Raw genomic sequence first — 16,210 nt, forward strand, 5'->3', positions numbered from 1 at the left:
CCCTGCGGTTAGGCTGGGGCGCATGACTATCACGGTTTCTACGGACGGGTCGGCGCTGGGCAATCCCAACGGCCCGATGGGCTGGGCGTGGGCCGACCACACGCCGCACGCGGGCGGCACGTCCGGGCATCTGCACGGCGGCGACTGCGACGCGGGCGGCGCGACCAACGGCACCAATCAGATCGGTGAACTGTGCGCGGTATTGGAGGCGCTGCGCGCGCATCCGGGCGACGAGCCGCTGGTCATCGAAACGGACTCCCAGTACGCGATCAACTGCTCGACCAAGTGGGTGGCCGGCTGGAAGCGCAACGGCTGGAAGAACTCGCAGAAGAAGCCGGTCAAGAACCGGGCCGTCATCGAAGCCATCGACGTCGAGATCAGACGGCGGCGCGGGTCGGTCAGATTCGTGTGGGTCAAGGGGCACGCGGGCAACGCCGGCAACGAGAAGGTCGACGAGCTGGCGCGCACGTACGCCGAGGACTGCCGGTCCGGCGCGCGCGACGGCTACCTGCCGAAGGAGGGCTGGGAGTCGCTGCTCGCCTCCGAATACTCGAAGGGCACCGACGTGCCCGAGGACGCGCGCATGCTGCTCGACGGCCGCATCAGCGCCGCCGACTATCATCTCGGCCGCGGCGGCGAGTCGTTCGACGACGCCGTCGTCATCGGCGCGGAGCGTCCCGCCGGCGACGATCGGCGGGATGACGACGCGCGGACGGACGGCGTCGCGCGCGACGATGACGGCATCGGGGACATCGACGACGTGATCGTCGACGAGGCGACCGGCGTCATCGACGACGTGCCGGCGGACGGACCGACGCCCGATACCGCGGATGATGCCGCGGACAATGCCGCGCACCATGCCGCCGAAGCAGCCGATGCGGATGCCGACGCGAAGCCGACGGAGGCCACGGCCCCGGCGGCGGAATCGACGGTCTCGCAGCCGGCGCCGACCGTGCCGACCGCACCGACCGCGACGGTCGTGCAGCAGACCGCGCCGGCGATGCGGGCGAGCGGGCTGACCGTGTCGGGTCGGGTGCGCGTGTCGCCGCCGCCGTCGTCGAGCCCGACGTTCGACGGACGGCCGCGCATGGTACGCGGGTTCATCGAGGTCGCCGGATACGTGGACGGCGACGGCACGCTGACGCTCGCCGACGCGGCGCTGCTCATGTAGGCCCGCAGAACCGCCGCGCGCAACGCATCGGATAGTATAGGAACGGGCTTGGCGCTACGGGCGCGAAGCGACGACATCCGTAAGGAGAGCATTATGGACAAGGCACAGCAGGATGCACTGAAGAAGGCGGCCGGCATCGAAGCCGCCAAGCTGATCGAGAACGGCATGATCGCGGGTCTGGGCACCGGTTCGACCGTGCGCTTCCTCGTCGACGAGCTCGGCCGCCGCGTGCAGGAGGAGGGCCTGCAGTTCACCGGCGTGACCACCTCCCGCCGCACCCAGGAGCAGGCCGAGAGCTACGGCATCACGATCGTCGACATCGACGACGTCGACCATGTGGACATCACCATCGACGGCGCCGACGAGGTCGACAAGGACTTCAACGGCATCAAGGGCGGCGGCGCGGCCCTGCTGTGGGAGAAGATCGTCGCGATCAACTCGAACAAGATCGTGTGGATCGTCGACGAGTCCAAGGTCGTCGACACGATCGGCAAGTTCCCGCTGCCGGTCGAGGTCATCCCGTTCGGCGCCGGCCAGGTCGTGCGCAAGTTCGAGGAACGCGGCTACAAGCCGGTCCTGCGCCTCGACGCCGAAGGCAAGCCGGTGCGCACCGACGAGAACAACTACGTGGTCGACCTGCATCTCGAGCGCATCGAGCATCCGCAGGATCTGGCCGACGACCTGATCAACACGGTCGGCGTGGTCGAGCACGGCCTGTTCCTCAACATGGTCGACACCGTGATCGTGGGCGATCCGAACGGCCCGCGCGTGCTGACCAACGGCAACAAGTAAGGTCTCGTAAACTCACGTTCCGGCGTCCATCCGACCGGCGGACGAACGACTGAGGAGGGGTGCGGTTCAACAGTGAGCCGCACCCCTCCTGCGTTTTGTATGCGTCCCTCCGCACTCCGACGTGGCGTCGGAATCTGTATGTGACTGAGTTTTCCCATGCTGATTGCGACGCTGGGGGCACGTGTTGCGTCGGGATTCGTATGTGATGGACGGCCGGTGTACAGATTGCGACGCTGGGAGGCTGTGTTGCGTCGTTTTCTGTATGTGATGGATAGCTGGTTCACCGATTACGACGCTGGGAGGCCGTGTTGCGTCGGGATTCGGATATACCCGGATATGACGAAGCCCCTCGCGACGGAACGTCGTGAGGGGCTTCCTGCTCACCTGGTGAGCGAAAAGACTACCTGCGCTGGTGGCGAGTCTTACGCAGCAGCTTGCGGTGCTTCTTCTTGCTCATCCGCTTGCGGCGCTTCTTGATGACCGAACCCATCTCAGCCTCCGTTCCTAGTAAATCGTAAAGATTGCAACTTGCCTAATAGTACACACATTCGGGGACGAACGGTAACGGCGTTCCGCAGGGCCCTGATGCACGTCCGCGCGAACATCCGCCGGCAGCGGCGCTCACAGCGGGAAGTCGACGTAGAAGCGCTGCACCGACTCCGACGATCCGCTCGCCTGGAAGACGACGGTGTCGTTGCGCCACACGGCCACGGCCTTGCTCTCGTCGGCGGCGTCCTCGTGCACGGTGTAGCTGCCGGTCGCCTCGCCGGACACCTTGACGGTGCCGGATGCGAGTTCGGATCCGGCGAGCGCCTTGGTGACCGCCTCGTACTGCGCCTTGGCCGATTTGGCGGTCGACCATTGCGCGACGACGAGGGTCACGTCCTTGGCTTCGGCGCCGGTCGAGTAGGTGAGCGTGTACTCCTCCAGCGGCGAGGCGGCGCCCCACGTGGTGCTGGCGTCGGCGGCGGTGCGCGCGTAGTTCAGCACGCTGTCGGGCATGGCCTTGAGCAGTTCGCTGGCGTCGTCGGGCAGGGCGGTGGCCTTGATGCTCGGCGTGGTCGGCTCCGTGTCCTTCGTGCCGTCGTCGGTGGTGGACGTGGTGGATCCGTTGTCGGATGCGGCGTTGCGGTCGAGCGCCCAGCCGGGCCAGACGAATGCGGACAGGAGCGCCAGCACGATGACCAGCGCGGCCGCGGCCACGACGACGAGGAGCTTGCCGTGCGACGGGGAGTTCGGAGTGTGTTGCGTGTTCGCCATAGCCCCCGATTCTCTCACAGCCGTCTGACGCTCGCCCGCCGGGCGCCTGCCGCCGCCGAACCGCACGGCCTCATGTTTTCACGGGATGTTTCACAACGTCGCCGACCGGCCTCAGGCCGTCCGCGCTCCCCTGTCAGCGCGATGCCGTAGCGTCGGCGTCATGGCGAAATCGGCGAAGTCCCCAGTGCAGTACCTGTGTTCGGAATGCGGGTGGAGCGGCCCCAAATGGTACGGCCGCTGCCCCGAATGCGGCCAGTGGGGTTCGCTTGAGGAGTTCCGCGAATCATCACCCGCGGCCGGTTCCGCGCGCACGGCCGCGCCGGGCCGCACGGCGCGCACGGTCGCCGCACCGCTGTCGTCCCTGTCGGCGCAGTCGGCGGCGCGTCCGATCACGCAGGTCGCCGCCGACGCGGTGACGCGCGTGCCCACCGGCTTCGGCGAGTTCGACCGCGTGCTGGGCGGCGGCATCGTCCCCGGTTCGGTCACGCTGATCGCCGGCGAACCGGGCGTCGGCAAGTCGACGCTGCTGCTGGAGACGGCTGGGCGCATCGCCCGCGGCGTGCGCGCCGACCATCGGGCCGTCCTGTACATCTCGGGCGAGGAGTCGGCGGCGCAGGTGCGCATGCGCGCCTCGCGCATCGACGCGGTCGAGGAGAACCTGCTGCTCGCGTCGACGACGGATCTGGCGACCGCGCTGGCGCTCATCGAACGAGAACGCCCGGCGCTGGCGATCGTCGATTCGGCGCAGACGATCGTCTCGCAGAGCGTCGACGGCATTTCGGGCGGGTCGACGCAGGTGCGCGAGGTCGCCAGCGCGCTCATCGACACGGCCAAGTCGCTCGACGTGCCGGTGCTGCTCGTCGGCCATGTCACCAAGGACGGGTCGATCGCCGGCCCGCGCACGCTGGAGCATCTGGTGGACGTGGTGTGCCAGTTCGAGGGTGACGCGCAGACCGCGCTGCGCATGCTGCGCGCGGTGAAGAACCGCTTCGGACCCACCGACGAGGTCGGCTGCTTCGACATGAGCGGGGAGGGCATCGAGGAGGTGGCCGACCCGTCCGGCCTGTTCCTGTCGGGGGCGGGCGGCGGCGAGGCGCCGGTGGAAGGTACGTGCGTCACGTTCACGCTCGACGGGCATCGCAGTCTGCCGATCGAGATCCAGTCGCTGGTGACCACATCGGTGCTGCCCACGCCGCGGCGCGCGGTCAACGGCGTGGACACGAGCCGCATCGCGATGCTCGTCGCCGTGCTGTACCGGCATGGCCGCATCAACCTGCTCGCCAACGACCTGTACGTGTCCACGATCGCAGGCGGGCTGGCGAAGGAGCCGGCGTGCGATCTGGCGATCGTGGCCGCGCTGGCGAGCGCCGCGAAGGAGCGTCCGATCGCACGGACGACGTGCGCGGTCGGCGAGATCTCGCTGACGGGCCAGGTGCGTCCGGTACCGCGTCTGGAGCATCGTCTGCGCGAGGCGGCGCGGCTGGGGTTCACGACGGCGGTGACGCCGACGCTGCGCAGGCCGGTCGAGATTCCCGGACTGACGATCGTGCAGTCGGATACGCTGCGCGACGCGCTGGCCGCGCTGGGATTGTGACGGCGGCGGCTCATGCCGCCCCGCCGGTAGAGTGGGCGGCATGAGCGTGAACGATGACGATATGCACACCACCGATTTCGCCGCGTGGGCGGCCTCATACTCCCAGCGAACGAACTGTTCGCTGGCCGGCGCGCGGCTCGTATCGCCCGACATGGCCGGCGACGCTGCCGGGCGTTTCGCCGTCGCGGCAGCCCAGTGGGGCATGATCGCCGTCGACGGTGCCGAGGGCACGCCCGACGACGATTTCTCGATCCGGTTCCCCGCCGCCCATGCGGATGCCGACTCCCCCGCCGACTTCGACGCGCGCACGCTCGACGGCAAGGCGGCGATCGACTATGCGCAGGCGCATATGCCGGTGCTGCGCGACCTACTCGCCCACCTGCGCGAGCACGGTGTCGTCGATGCGGATGGCACCGATTCCGTGCCGGTCGATCTGACCGGCGTGCGCATCGCCGTATGTCTGGTACTGGAGCCCAAGACCGCGGTGCTGCTGCGCGCGCTGCATGACGCGGGCGCGGTCGTGGGCGTGTTCGCCGACCCGTCGGAGACGGACCAGCGTGTGGCCGACCGGCTGCGCGAGGAGGGCATCGCCGTCGAGGCGGACGTGCGCTGGAGCGCCGAGGACGCGCATCAGGGCGCGCTGCGGCTGCTGGATGCGATCCGCCCGCAGATCATCATCGACGACGGCGGCAGCTTCGCCCGTCTCGCCGCGCAGGAGCGGCCCGCCCTGCTCGCCGACCTGATCGGCGTGGCGGAGGAGACGACCAGTGGCGTGCGCGCGTTCGAGGCGATGCAGGCGGCGGGTGCGCTCACGTTCCCGGTGGTCGCGGTCAACGACAGTGTCCTGAAGACCGGATTCGACAATCTGCACGGCACGGGCGAATCGTGCGTGACGACGATGCAGGAGCTGCTGGGCGCGCACGCGTTCGACGGCGCGCGCGTCGCGGTCGTCGGCTACGGGCCGGTGGGCCGCGGGTTCGCGGTGCGCGTGCGCGCGCTGGGGGCGCACGTCGCCGTATGCGACATCGACCCGGTGGCGGCGCTCAGGGCCGTGTTCGACGGGTTCGAGGCGCGCGACCTGGCCGATGCGGCCGCGTGGGCGGATATCGTCGTGTCGGCGACGGGCGTGCGCCACACGGTCACGCTCGACCATATGCGGCGCATGCGCGACGGCGCGGTGCTGTCGGTCATCGGCGGCATCGCCAACGAGATCGCGTTGGACAACGTCCCCGGATTCACGCACGTCACCGGACGCGGCCGCACCGACGTGGCCGTGCCGGACGGGCCGACGCTGACGCTGCTGGCGGAGGGCGACGGCGTCAACTACACGGCCGGCGGCGGCAATCCGATCGAGATCATGGACTTCAGCTTCGCCGTGCAGGCGAGCGCCGTCGCGTATCTGCTGGCGCATCGCGGCCGTCTTGCGGCCGGCGTGCATCGGCTGCCGGCGTCGTGCGACCGCATGATCGCGCGCGTCGCGCTGCGTGCGCGCGGCATGTCGGCCAGTCATGCCGTCGGCGACAATGGCTATAGCTGGCGGCTGACCCGCTTCGCCGACACCGTCGGGCAATCGGATGGCCGACGGTCCGGCCGATCGTCCGACCAGCCGTCCGACCAGCCGACGACGACCGATCCGAGAGGAGCGCACGCATGACCGACGATTCGATCGACCCGCTGTACGCGGCCGCCCATCCGGCGCCGCTGACCGACGTGACGCTGTACAGCGCGCCGATGATCATCCCCGTGACCGGTCCGGTGATCCTCGACGGCGCGGTCGCCGTGTCCGGGGCGCGCGTCGTGCACGTGGGCACGCGCCGCTGGGTGCTCGACGCCCTGCGGCAGGACATGGCGCCGCACGCGCGACTGGAGGAGCGGCATTGGCACGGCGTGATCACGCCCGGCCTGATCAACGCGCACACGCACCTGCAGTACACGGACATGGCCGACGTGGGCCAGGGCTCGTATTCGAGCTTCCATGACTGGGAGCTGGGATTCGACCGGGTGTACGAGACGCTGGGCGACGGCTCGTGGAAGGCGTCGGCCGAACGCGGCGCGCGCATGATGGTCGAGGCTGGCACGACGGCCGCCGCCGACATCGTGACCGACGCGGAGGCGGCGGGCGCGCTCGCCGCGGAGGGCATGCACGGCGTCGCGTACTGGGAGGTCATGAACTGGCGCAACGACGACTGGCGCACCGTCGGTCTGGGCAGGCTCGTCGAGCATCTCGACCGTATGCGCCGCATCGACCTGCCGAGCGTGGGCATCAGCCCGCACGCCCCGTACACGCTGGAGACGGGCCCGTTCGTCGACCTGCCCGACATCGCCCGTCAGCTCGACATGCGTCTGCACATCCACCTGGCCGAAACGCCGATGGAGGCGGGCGAGCGCGAGGCGACGCTCTCGACGTATTCGACCGCGTCGTGGCGCGACGACGACTGGGCCAGCTACCAGCAGCTCAAGGACGCCGGCAAGGGCGCATCCGCGATTCAGTTCCTCGACCAGCTCGGCTCGCTCGGCCCCGACGTGCATATCGCGCACGGCGTGTGGGCGGACGCCGAGGACCGTCGCATCCTGCGCCAGCGCGGCGTGGGCGTCGCCCTGTGCCCGCGGTCGAACCGGATCACCGTCACCGGCAAGGACGCGCCGATCCGCGAATATCTGGAGGAGGGCAACCTGCTGGCCGTCGGCACCGACTCGCTGTCCAGCTCGCCGTCGCTCGACGTGCTCGACGACGCGGCGATGCTGTACGACCTGGCCCGCGAACAGGGGTATACGCGCGACGATCTGACGCATCGGATCATCCGCATGCTCACGCTCGGCGGCGCGCAGGAACTCGGCATGCACGTGGGCGCGGGCCGCATCGGCCAGATCAACGCGGGCGCGACCGCCGACCTCGCGTTCTTCGACATCCCCGTGTACGTGGCCACGCCGCGCGGCATCGAGGACACGCTCGACGTGCTCGTCCGCCACGGCGCGGGCACGAACCGGGCCACCGTCATCTCCGGCCGCGTCGTGTACAACGACCGCGCGTGGTGACGTTCCGCGGCGTTCCCCGACAATCCGCGGCATTCCGCGAACCGACCAACCAACGAAACGAAAGGAGCATCCGATGAGCATCGCATTGGAGGACATGAGCGACTACGCGCGCGGCGTCGTCGAACGGCTGGGCCTCGAAGCCCATCCGGAGGGCGGCTGGTACGTGCGCGACTGGCAGTCGCCGCACCCGCACGAGGCGTCCGGCCGGCCGCTCGCATCCCTGATCTACTTCCTGCTGCCGGAAGGCGACGCGAGCGCCTGGCACAAGGTCGACGCCGACGAGATCTGGCTGTGGCACGGCCCGGCGCCCGTCACGCTGGAGCTGGGCGGCGACGGCGACGCCCCGGCCGCCGACCCGGCCGCGCGCACGAGCGTCACGCTCGGCGCCGGCATCTCGGACGCGGCCGGCGATGGCGCTGACGGAGACGGCCAGCCGACGCCGGCCGGCCATGCGATCGTGCCCGCCGGCGTCTGGCAGCGCACCGTCCCCGGCAAGGGCGACGCGCTCGTCTCCTGCGTCGTCTCCCCCGGCTTCACGTTCGACGGATTCGTCCTCGAATAGCCGACCCGCCGGCCGGCGTCCGACATGCGGTCAGCCGGCCGGCATACCCGCCCATCCGCCCGGCCGGCTGACCGGCCGGCGCATTATAGTGGTCCCCGTCACGCCGTCACCGGCAACCGGCCCACGCGACCGCGGCGACCCCGCGACGACCATCCGCAACGGACCCGACGGGTCCTGGAGACCCCAAGAAGAGAGCGAACCCATGACCTTCACCCGCCGCGCCATCATGCGCACCATCGCCGCCGGCCTGTCCGCCGCGGCGCTCGTCTTCACCGCCGCCTGCGGCTCCGCCGACAACACGTCCGGCGACGACACCGCCACCGACGCCAACGACATCACCCAGCTGACCGTCACCCCCGGCACGCTGACCATCGCCACCGGCGACCCGGCGTACGAGCCGTGGGTCATGAACGACGACCCCGAGTCCGGCGAAGGCTACGAGGCCGCCCTCGCCTACGCCGTGGCCGACAAGCTCGGCTTCGACAAGGACCACGTCACGTGGGTGCGCACCACGTTCGACTCCGCCATCGCGCCCGGCGCCAAGGACTGGGACATGAACATCCAGCAGTTCGGCATCACCGACGAACGCCGCAACGCCGTCGACTTCTCCTCCGCCTACTTCAAGGACACCCGCTCCGTCATCGTCAAGAAGGACGGCAAGTACGCGTCCGCGACCAGCCTCGCCGACCTCAAGGGCGCGGTCATCGGCGCGACCGTCGGCACGCAGGGCTACACGTACGCTAAGGAGATGATCACCGACGACGTGCAGACCTTCAACGACGACGCCTCCCTCGCCCAGGCGCTCGACTCCGGCCAGATCGACGCGCTCGTCGCCGACACCACCGTGTGCGTGTACATGGTCTCCTCCGAGCAGGTCAAGGACGGCGTGGTCGTCGGCCGCATCGCCGGCTCCGAAGACAAGGACGGCATGGGCATCGTGCTGCCCAAGGACTCCAAGCTGACCGACGCGACCAGCAAGGCCGTCGACGCGCTCGAAGCCGACGGCACCCTCAAGCAGCTGCAGGACAAGTGGCTGGCCGAATACACCAGCGACCTGACCGAACTCAAGTAACCTTCCCCTTTCCCGAACCGGGGCCGGCGTGACGACCGGCCCCGGTTCCGTCTTCCGGGATGGACGGGGCGTGACGGCGTCGCTTCGACGCCATCACGCCGATGAGACGCCGTCCCGTCCATCCCGCACCCACCGACCCACCGAATCCACCGCGAAGGGCCCACCATGGTATCCGAATCCACCACCACCGCCGACGCGACGCCGCCGGTCAGCGCGGTCGAACAGGACCGCCGCGCCTACCGCCGACGCCAGCAGCTCAAATCGGTCGCCGTCAGCCTCGTCAGCACCATCGCGCTCGTCGCGATCGTCGTCATCGGACTCAAGATGTCCCCCGGCTGGCCGCGCGTCAAGCAGACGTTCTTCTCCCCCGAATACTTCGCCAAGGCCTTCCCCGACCTGCTCAAGGGCCTGTGGCTCAACCTCAAGGTGCTCGCCGTCGCCGTCGTCGGCGTCGCCATCTTCGGCACGCTCATCGCGCTCGTACGCACCAGCCGCAACCCCGTCATGTTCCCGCTCCGGGCGCTCGCCGCACTGTACACGACCGTCATGCGCGGCATCCCGATGATCGTGCTGCTCTACCTGATCGGCTTCGGCATCCCCGGACTGGGCCTGTTCGGCCGCATCGACCCGGCGATCCTCGGCACGATCGCCGTGGTCATGGGCTACAGCGCGTACGTGGCCGAGGTGCTGCGCGCCGGCTTCAACGACGTGCACCCCTCCCAGCGCGCCTCCGCCCGCTCCCTGGGCCTGACCGCCGGGCAGACCACGTGGATGGTCGTCATCCCGCAGGCGCTGCGCAAGGTCGCGCCCGCCCTGATGAACGACTTCATCTCCATGCAGAAGGACGTGGGCCTCATCTCGGTGCTGGGCGCGGTCGACGCGGTGCGCGCCGCCCAGATCGAGGTGGCCAGCTCCTACAACTTCACCCCGTACGTGGCCGCCAGCCTGCTGTTCATCCTGATGAGCGTCCCGTTCATCCTGCTGAACGACTGGTATTCGGAGCGGCTGCGCAAGCGCGAACTGAGCGGAGGCACGGTATGAGCGGCATCATCGACGACAAGACCACCAACGGCGCGGCGGCGACCACGGCGCCTACCGGAACGTCCGACCCCACGGCGCGGCTCGTGGTCGACAATCCCGCGCCGGTGCTCCGGCTCGACGGCGTGCGCAAGTCGTTCGGCTCGACGCAGGTGCTGCGCGGCATCTCCTTCGAGGTGGCGCGCCACGAGGTCGTGGCCCTGCTCGGCCCGTCCGGTTCTGGCAAATCGACGCTGATGAAGTGCGTCAACCTGCTCGAACGCGTCGACGACGGCCAGATCTGGCTGGGCGACACCGACATCACCGACCCGCGCGAAAATCAGGACCGCATCCGCGCGCGCATCGGCGTCGTCTTCCAGCAGTTCAACCTGTTCCCGCACATGACGGTGCTGCGCAACGTCACCCTCGCCGCGATCAAGGTGCATCACTGGCAGCGCGACCGCGCCGAGGCGCGTGCGCTGGAACTGCTCGACCGCATCGGCATGCGCGCCAAGGCCAACGCCTACCCGGACCAGCTGTCGGGCGGCCAGCAGCAGCGCGTCGCGATCGCCCGCGCGCTCATGACCGATCCGGAGCTGCTGCTGCTCGACGAGATCACGTCCGCGCTCGACCCGATGCTCGTGGGCGAGGTGCTCAACATGGTCACCGAACTCAAGGCGCAGGGCACGACGATCCTCATGGCCACGCACGAGATGAGCTTCGCGCACGAGGCCGCCGACCGGATCGTGCTCATGCGCGGCGGCGTCATCGCCGAGAACGGCACGCCGCAGCAGGTCATGGACGAGTCCGACGACCCCGCCACGCGCGAGTTCTTCGCCCACTTCCGTCACTGAGGGCGACTCAGCCCCACCAGTGTGCGGATTGCGACGCAACAGGGCCTGTTTGCGTCGCAATCCGCACACGATTCCCGGTCTATATACGAATGGCGACGCAACACACTCCTGTTGCGTCGCCGTTCGTATATGATTCCCGTTCCGATAACAGGTTGCGACGCCAAACAGCCCTATTTGCGTCGCAATCTGCATATGTTCCCGTTCCGTGAACGAACGACGACGCGCCCCGTTGCGTCGCCGTTTGTATGTGATGACGTCCCGATATGCGAATCCCGTCGCAGGCAGGTCTGTCTGCGACGGGATTCGTTCACGATCCTGACTTTCTATGCGGATTGCGACGCAACACGGTCCGTTTGCGTCGCAATCCGCATATGATTCGGTCCGATTGCACGGATTGCGTCACGACCTCACCGTGATCGCGTCACGCGGTGAGGCGGCGCGTCTCCTCCACGTTGCGTGCCAGCTCGTCCTTGAGCGCGTCGACGCCGTCGAAGCGCACCTGCGGACGCAGGAATCCGGCGAATTCGACGCGCACGCGGTGGCCGTACAGTTCCAGCCAGTCGTCGGCGATAGCGTACGCCTCGACGACGCGGTCGGCCAGTCCGGTCTCCTCGTTGAATGTCGGCTTCGTGCCGATCGAGATCGCGGCGGGCCAGCGGTGCGGCGAATCGGCGGCCAGACGCGCCGCGATGTCGTCATCGGCAACGTCGGCGGAGACGACGTCGGCGGAAGCCGCGTCGGCAGCCGTATCATCGGCAGCAACATCGCCCAAACCCATGTCGACGAGCCAGCCGGCGTACACGCCGTCGACCGGCAGGTAGCCGTCGGCGCCGGCCGCGTCGATGTTGGCGGTCGGGAAGCCGATCGTGCGGCCGCGCTCCTCGCCGTGCACGACGGTGCCTTCGATCGCGTGCGCGTGGCCGAGCACGTCGTTGGCGGCGATGATGCGCCCCTGCGACAGCAGGTAGCGCACGTTGGTGGAGCTCCAGACGCGGTGGAGCAGCGCCTGGCGCTTCTTGCTCCACGCGCGCAGTTCGGCCTTGGTCATGCCGGCGGTCGGGTCGGCCGGTTCGCCGGGCTCGCTGGGGGCCTGCGGCTGCGCGTTGAAGGGGATGCGCACGGTGCCGGGGCCGCGGTCGTCGACCACGTCGAGTTCGAACACGCCGGTCGCGGCGGCGAGCGTGGCGATGGCCTTCACGTCGCCGGCGCGGTCCTTGCCCATCGCCGCGTCGGAGCCGAGCACGAGCGTGCGCATGCCGAGCTTGCCGACCAGCTGGCCGAGGAAGAAGCGGAACGATTTGCCGGCGAACGCCATCGTGTAGTGCACGAGCATCACGTGGTCGACGCCGAGGTCGCGCATGCGGCGCAGGCGATCGTCGACGCCGCTGACGGCCTGCGGGTCGTGCATGCCGGCGGGCATGTCGGCGCCGTCGTGGGCGGCGGCGTAGCGGTGGGCGGCGGCCGGGCGCGGGTCGAACAGCACGACCACGGAGAACGCGTCGTGCCGCTTGGCCAGTTCGACGACGCGGCCGATCACCGCCTGATGGCCCTGATGCATGCCGTCGAACGCGCCGACGGTGACGACGGCCTTGCGGTCGTCGCTCAGCGTCGGCCATGCGACCAGACCGGTGGAATCGGGAGTGAGTCGGGTGATGTTCATGCTGTCCTCAAGTCCAATGCTCTACGATGCGAAATACCGCCCCAACTCTAGCAGTAGGCCTCGCACCATGCCGCGGGTACCGGGACGGAACCGAAAACGACTCCGCCCCCACTGTGCCGTTATGCCTTGCACGGGCCAGAGGTCAATCCTCGCTGCCCCATGGAAACGTGAAGTCGGTGTCATTGGCAGCCAGACATCCCCGCACCTCGGCCGAGTTCAGATCAAGAATCATGTCCGGCGCAGGAGCGTTATGATTCCACAGGTCTCGTTCCTCCCGGTATTGCGCGATGGTGTACGACTGAGGAACCAACTCGGCGCGTCTCAGACAGTCAACGGCCCCCTCGGAACGGTCGGCATACAGATTGGGATTACCGGCCTGTGCTTGATAGAACTCCTGAATGGCAATGAGATGAGCCGTCTTGCAAACGCTGCTGGCTTCCAATAATCGTTCCCCATACGCTATGTCACCGTTGTATTCCGGCGGCGCGGTAATGCTACCCCCTTGGTACAGACCGTTCTCCAGCATGTAATAATCCGGCCGGGGATATCCGCTGTCAACAACGCACGAGGAGAAATCAGACCATGCTGCGGCATAGTCAGCGGCACTGATCTCACCGGTCCGGGCTGCCTGCTCAAGCACCTCATACTGGGCCGGCGCCAGAACATCACCGTCTCGTTCCAACAACTGCTCGGCATACGCGGTAAACGACGACGCCAATCGTTCACCAGTCCCGTCCGGAACCGCCGTATCCTCCGTCTGCCCGCCACAAGCGGCCAGCATCATCACGCACGCCAATACGCCACAAGCCGCTGCAACGCAGCGTCGTCGAGTGACTCCCATAGTCCGCATCCTGTCATCCCTCCGTGATGGGCGTCATCATCGTCAATGACGCCCATCACGGCACGCCGGTAGCACTTGCATGAACCTCAGGCCAGATATCCCCAAAAAATCGAAATACTGTATGCACCTTTGCCATAGCAACAGTATAGCTAGTCGGGGGGGGCTCAAGTCAAGATAAGGAGTGTTAATCATAGCGTTTTGACCCGCCTGTGAGATGAAGGCCGGCAACAGTTTCTCAACGCGATGAGGTCCATCAGGGCAGATTGGCGGCTCTGCAAACACCTATCTGGATGATGAGGGGGCTGAAATGCGACCGTATCGTGCGGTTCAGTGCGCGGCGAACACGGCGACGGGCTTGGCCTCGCCGCGGCGCGCGCGTTCGACGATGGCGACCACGTCGGCGGGCGTGCCGTCGTGCGCGGGCACGATCGCCGCGGTCGGGCCGTGCACGTCGGCGGCGATGCGGCGGCCGAAGCGCAGGTCGACGGCGGCGGCCGCGTCGATCTCGACGACCGGCATCGCGGTGCGCACGGCCGCATCCATCGGCAGGATCGCGGCGGCGAGCGTCTCACCGCGGTCGATGACGGCCCGGTTGCGGGTCACGGTCTCACCGTCGCGGTTGACGAACGTCTTGGATTCGGCGCGCGCAGTGACGACGTTCGGCGCGTCCACGGCGAAGCGGCCGACGCGCGTGCGGCGCAGGCGGGTCAAGTGGCCGCCGACGCCGAGCATCGCGCCTAGGTCGCGGGCGAGCGCGCGGATGTACGTGCCGGCCGAGCAGGTGACACGCACGTCGAGGTCGATGACGGGGATGAGCACGGCGTCCGCCGCGCTCGCGGAGTCGAGCAGCGGTCCGCCGGCGGCGTCGGCCTCGGTCCGGCCAAGACGCATGCCGAGCACGGCGAATTCGCCGATGGTGACGGGCCGGGCGGCGAGCGTCACGTCCTTGCCTTCGCGCGCCAGATCGTACGCGCGGCGGCCGTCGATCTTGATCGCGGAGAACGCGTTCGGCACCTGTTCGATGCGGCCGGTCAGACGCTCGCCGATGACGCGCTCGATCCGCGCACGGAGGGCGGTGGAGACATCGGCATCGCCGGCGCCAATCCCGTCGGCAGGGGTATCGCCGCCGCTCTCGCGGCCGCCGACGATGCGCATCCAATCATCGCGGAACGTCGGATCGGCGGCGCCGGCGTCGATGCGCAGCGACGCGGCGACGGCGGCCGGATCGACCGGCGTGCCGTCGGCGTCGTCGGTGTCGGTCGCCTGACCGAGCCGAATCGTCGCCTCGTACGTCTTGTCGTGGTCGACGATGATGTTGAGCAGGCGGGTCGCGTCGCCGAAGCCGACGACGAGCACGCCGGTGGCCATCGGGTCGAGCGTGCCCGCGTGGCCGACCTTGCGCGTGTGCACCGCGCCGCGGGCGGCCGCGACCACGTCATGGCTGGTCACGCCCTGCGGCTTGTCGACGACCAGCACGCCCGACGCGGGCATGGCCGGTTCGGCCGTGGTCGTGTGCGGCTGCGGCTGCGATTGCTGCTGTTCCATCGTCTCCCCTTCTTGTGCGCCGGCACCGGATTGCGGCGCCGGCGCGAGGCACCGGGGATCTCCGGTGCCGGTGTGCGGTGATGCCGTCGCGGTGCGGCTCAGGCCTCGGCGGACTCGTCCGACTCGGCATCCGACTCGGCATCCGACTCGCCGTCGGAATCGTCGCCGTCGAGGGATTCGACCGTCACGGCGTCGTCCTCGTCGTACTCGTCGGCGTCGTCATACTCCTCGTCGTACTCATCCTCGTACTCCTCGTCCGACTCGTCGTCGTGGCGGTCCTCGGGATGCTTGTACGGGTCGGCGTCGCCGGCGTACTGGGCGGTCTCACGGGCCTTGGCGAGCTGCTCGTCGCGCTTGCGGGCCATCGCGAGGATGTCCTCGATGCTGCTGGCCTCGGCCGGCACCTCGTCGTAGACGAACTGGAGCTGCGGGGTCAGGCGCAGGCCGGCCTTGACGCCGACGAGCGCGCGCAGACGGCCCTTGGCCTGGTCGAGGGCCTGCTTGGCGCGCTTGCGTTCGCCCTGCTCCTTGCCTTCGTGACCGAGCTGGGTCCAGTACACCTTGGCGAGCTGGAGGTCGTTGGTGACGCGCACTTCGGTGATGGTCACGTTCTGCAGACGCTTGTCGTGCAGCTGCGCCTCCATCGACGAGGCGATGACGCGCTGGATGAGCGCGGCGATGCGGGCCGCGCGCGGATTGGTTCCTGCCATGGGAAAACGTTCCTTTCATAGGGAAGGCCCCCTCGGCTGAGGGGCTGAGGGGGCCTTCCGATCGGGCGCACGCTAGGCGCGCACCCGAAATGTCTT

15 protein-coding genes are annotated in these 16,210 nt (G+C 68.6%); 9 read left to right on the forward strand and 6 right to left on the reverse strand.

Going from position 1 to position 16,210, the window contains the following annotated elements; genetic code table 11:
• Positions 1-22: 22 nt before the first annotated feature.
• Both D2E24_RS00925 and rpiA read left to right on the forward strand, forming a co-directional pair.
• The gene (locus D2E24_RS00925; RefSeq protein ID WP_125967436.1) at positions 23-1,171 is read left to right on the forward strand and encodes a ribonuclease H family protein; all 1,149 of its coding nucleotides are present in this window, start codon (positions 23-25) and stop codon (positions 1,169-1,171) included.
• 93 nt (positions 1,172-1,264) lie between these two features.
• The gene (gene rpiA, locus D2E24_RS00930; protein WP_125967437.1) at positions 1,265-1,963 is read left to right on the forward strand and encodes a ribose-5-phosphate isomerase RpiA; all 699 of its coding nucleotides are present in this window, start codon (positions 1,265-1,267) and stop codon (positions 1,961-1,963) included.
• 400 nt (positions 1,964-2,363) lie between these two features.
• On the opposite strand, the gene D2E24_RS00935 is transcribed toward rpiA, so the two are convergent.
• Both D2E24_RS00935 and D2E24_RS00940 read right to left on the reverse strand, forming a co-directional pair.
• Positions 2,364-2,453 (reverse strand): 30S ribosomal protein bS22, encoded by a 90-nt coding sequence (locus D2E24_RS00935; RefSeq protein WP_081887254.1) that lies wholly within the window; start codon positions 2,451-2,453, stop codon positions 2,364-2,366.
• 131 nt (positions 2,454-2,584) lie between these two features.
• On the reverse strand, positions 2,585-3,223 hold the full coding sequence (locus tag D2E24_RS00940; protein ID WP_125967438.1) for a hypothetical protein: 639 nt from the start codon (positions 3,221-3,223) through the stop codon (positions 2,585-2,587).
• A 160-nt stretch (positions 3,224-3,383) separates the two neighbouring features.
• On the opposite strand from D2E24_RS00940, the gene radA reads away from it, so the two are divergent.
• The 7 genes from radA (at position 3,384) to D2E24_RS00975 (ending at position 11,358) form a co-directional block, all read left to right on the forward strand.
• Entirely contained in the window at positions 3,384-4,817 is a 1,434-nt protein-coding gene (gene radA / locus D2E24_RS00945; RefSeq protein ID WP_125967439.1) for a DNA repair protein RadA, read from the forward strand.
• 40 nt (positions 4,818-4,857) lie between these two features.
• Positions 4,858-6,471, forward strand: coding sequence for an adenosylhomocysteinase (locus D2E24_RS00950; protein ID WP_125967440.1), 1,614 nt, complete (start codon positions 4,858-4,860; stop codon positions 6,469-6,471).
• Complete coding sequence (locus D2E24_RS00955) at positions 6,468-7,853, forward strand: amidohydrolase family protein (RefSeq protein WP_125967441.1); 1,386 nt, start codon at positions 6,468-6,470, stop codon at positions 7,851-7,853. Before D2E24_RS00950 ends, D2E24_RS00955 begins: the two co-directional genes overlap by 4 nt.
• Before the next feature lie 73 nt (positions 7,854-7,926).
• Positions 7,927-8,415: a cupin domain-containing protein gene (locus tag D2E24_RS00960; protein WP_125967442.1), complete on the forward strand. Its 489-nt coding sequence runs from the start codon at positions 7,927-7,929 to the stop codon at positions 8,413-8,415.
• Between the two features lie 202 nt (positions 8,416-8,617).
• Positions 8,618-9,487 carry an ABC transporter substrate-binding protein gene (locus tag D2E24_RS00965; protein ID WP_125967443.1) on the forward strand — a complete coding sequence of 290 codons (870 nt, stop codon included), beginning with the start codon at positions 8,618-8,620 and terminating at the stop codon, positions 9,485-9,487.
• 165 nt (positions 9,488-9,652) lie between these two features.
• The gene (locus D2E24_RS00970; protein ID WP_125967444.1) at positions 9,653-10,528 is read left to right on the forward strand and encodes an amino acid ABC transporter permease; all 876 of its coding nucleotides are present in this window, start codon (positions 9,653-9,655) and stop codon (positions 10,526-10,528) included.
• Positions 10,525-11,358 (forward strand): amino acid ABC transporter ATP-binding protein, encoded by an 834-nt coding sequence (locus tag D2E24_RS00975; protein ID WP_125967445.1) that lies wholly within the window; start codon positions 10,525-10,527, stop codon positions 11,356-11,358. The genes D2E24_RS00970 and D2E24_RS00975 overlap by 4 nt, the downstream gene beginning before the upstream one ends.
• Before the next feature lie 421 nt (positions 11,359-11,779).
• Here the strand turns inward: D2E24_RS00975 and D2E24_RS00980 are convergent, their stop codons facing one another.
• The 4 genes from D2E24_RS00980 to rbfA form a co-directional block, all read right to left on the reverse strand.
• Positions 11,780-13,018 carry a riboflavin kinase gene (locus tag D2E24_RS00980; protein WP_125967446.1) on the reverse strand — a complete coding sequence of 413 codons (1,239 nt, stop codon included), beginning with the start codon at positions 13,016-13,018 and terminating at the stop codon, positions 11,780-11,782.
• 142 nt (positions 13,019-13,160) lie between these two features.
• Positions 13,161-13,859: a hypothetical protein gene (locus tag D2E24_RS00985; RefSeq protein ID WP_164520945.1), complete on the reverse strand. Its 699-nt coding sequence runs from the start codon at positions 13,857-13,859 to the stop codon at positions 13,161-13,163.
• A gap of 327 nt (positions 13,860-14,186) precedes the next feature.
• Positions 14,187-15,350, reverse strand: coding sequence for a tRNA pseudouridine synthase B (locus tag D2E24_RS00990; protein ID WP_125967515.1), 1,164 nt, complete (start codon positions 15,348-15,350; stop codon positions 14,187-14,189).
• A gap of 152 nt (positions 15,351-15,502) precedes the next feature.
• Positions 15,503-16,114: a 30S ribosome-binding factor RbfA gene (gene rbfA, locus D2E24_RS00995; protein WP_125967448.1), complete on the reverse strand. Its 612-nt coding sequence runs from the start codon at positions 16,112-16,114 to the stop codon at positions 15,503-15,505.
• Between the last annotated feature and the right edge of the window lie 96 nt (positions 16,115-16,210).

The sequence above is a fragment of the Bifidobacterium samirii genome, from assembly GCF_003952945.1.
GTDB lineage: Bacteria > Actinomycetota > Actinomycetes > Actinomycetales > Bifidobacteriaceae > Bifidobacterium > Bifidobacterium samirii.

Excerpts from the sequence above, each read along its gene's own strand:
- D2E24_RS00925 (WP_125967436.1), top strand. The coding sequence starts at position 23 with ATGACTATCACGGTTTCTACGGACGGGTCGGCGCTGGGCAATCCCAAC.
- rpiA (WP_125967437.1), top strand. The coding sequence starts at position 1,265 with ATGGACAAGGCACAGCAGGATGCACTGAAGAAGGCGGCCGGCATCGAA.
- D2E24_RS00935 (WP_081887254.1), bottom strand. The coding sequence starts at position 2,453 with ATGGGTTCGGTCATCAAGAAGCGCCGCAAGCGGATGAGCAAGAAGAAG.
- D2E24_RS00940 (WP_125967438.1), bottom strand. The coding sequence starts at position 3,223 with ATGGCGAACACGCAACACACTCCGAACTCCCCGTCGCACGGCAAGCTC.
- radA (WP_125967439.1), top strand. The coding sequence starts at position 3,384 with ATGGCGAAATCGGCGAAGTCCCCAGTGCAGTACCTGTGTTCGGAATGC.
- D2E24_RS00950 (WP_125967440.1), top strand. The coding sequence starts at position 4,858 with ATGAGCGTGAACGATGACGATATGCACACCACCGATTTCGCCGCGTGG.
- D2E24_RS00955 (WP_125967441.1), top strand. The coding sequence starts at position 6,468 with ATGACCGACGATTCGATCGACCCGCTGTACGCGGCCGCCCATCCGGCG.
- D2E24_RS00960 (WP_125967442.1), top strand. The coding sequence starts at position 7,927 with ATGAGCATCGCATTGGAGGACATGAGCGACTACGCGCGCGGCGTCGTC.
- D2E24_RS00965 (WP_125967443.1), top strand. The coding sequence starts at position 8,618 with ATGACCTTCACCCGCCGCGCCATCATGCGCACCATCGCCGCCGGCCTG.
- D2E24_RS00970 (WP_125967444.1), top strand. The coding sequence starts at position 9,653 with ATGGTATCCGAATCCACCACCACCGCCGACGCGACGCCGCCGGTCAGC.
- D2E24_RS00975 (WP_125967445.1), top strand. The coding sequence starts at position 10,525 with ATGAGCGGCATCATCGACGACAAGACCACCAACGGCGCGGCGGCGACC.
- D2E24_RS00980 (WP_125967446.1), bottom strand. The coding sequence starts at position 13,018 with ATGAACATCACCCGACTCACTCCCGATTCCACCGGTCTGGTCGCATGG.
- D2E24_RS00985 (WP_164520945.1), bottom strand. The coding sequence starts at position 13,859 with ATGGGAGTCACTCGACGACGCTGCGTTGCAGCGGCTTGTGGCGTATTG.
- D2E24_RS00990 (WP_125967515.1), bottom strand. The coding sequence starts at position 15,350 with ATGCCCGCGTCGGGCGTGCTGGTCGTCGACAAGCCGCAGGGCGTGACC.
- rbfA (WP_125967448.1), bottom strand. The coding sequence starts at position 16,114 with ATGGCAGGAACCAATCCGCGCGCGGCCCGCATCGCCGCGCTCATCCAG.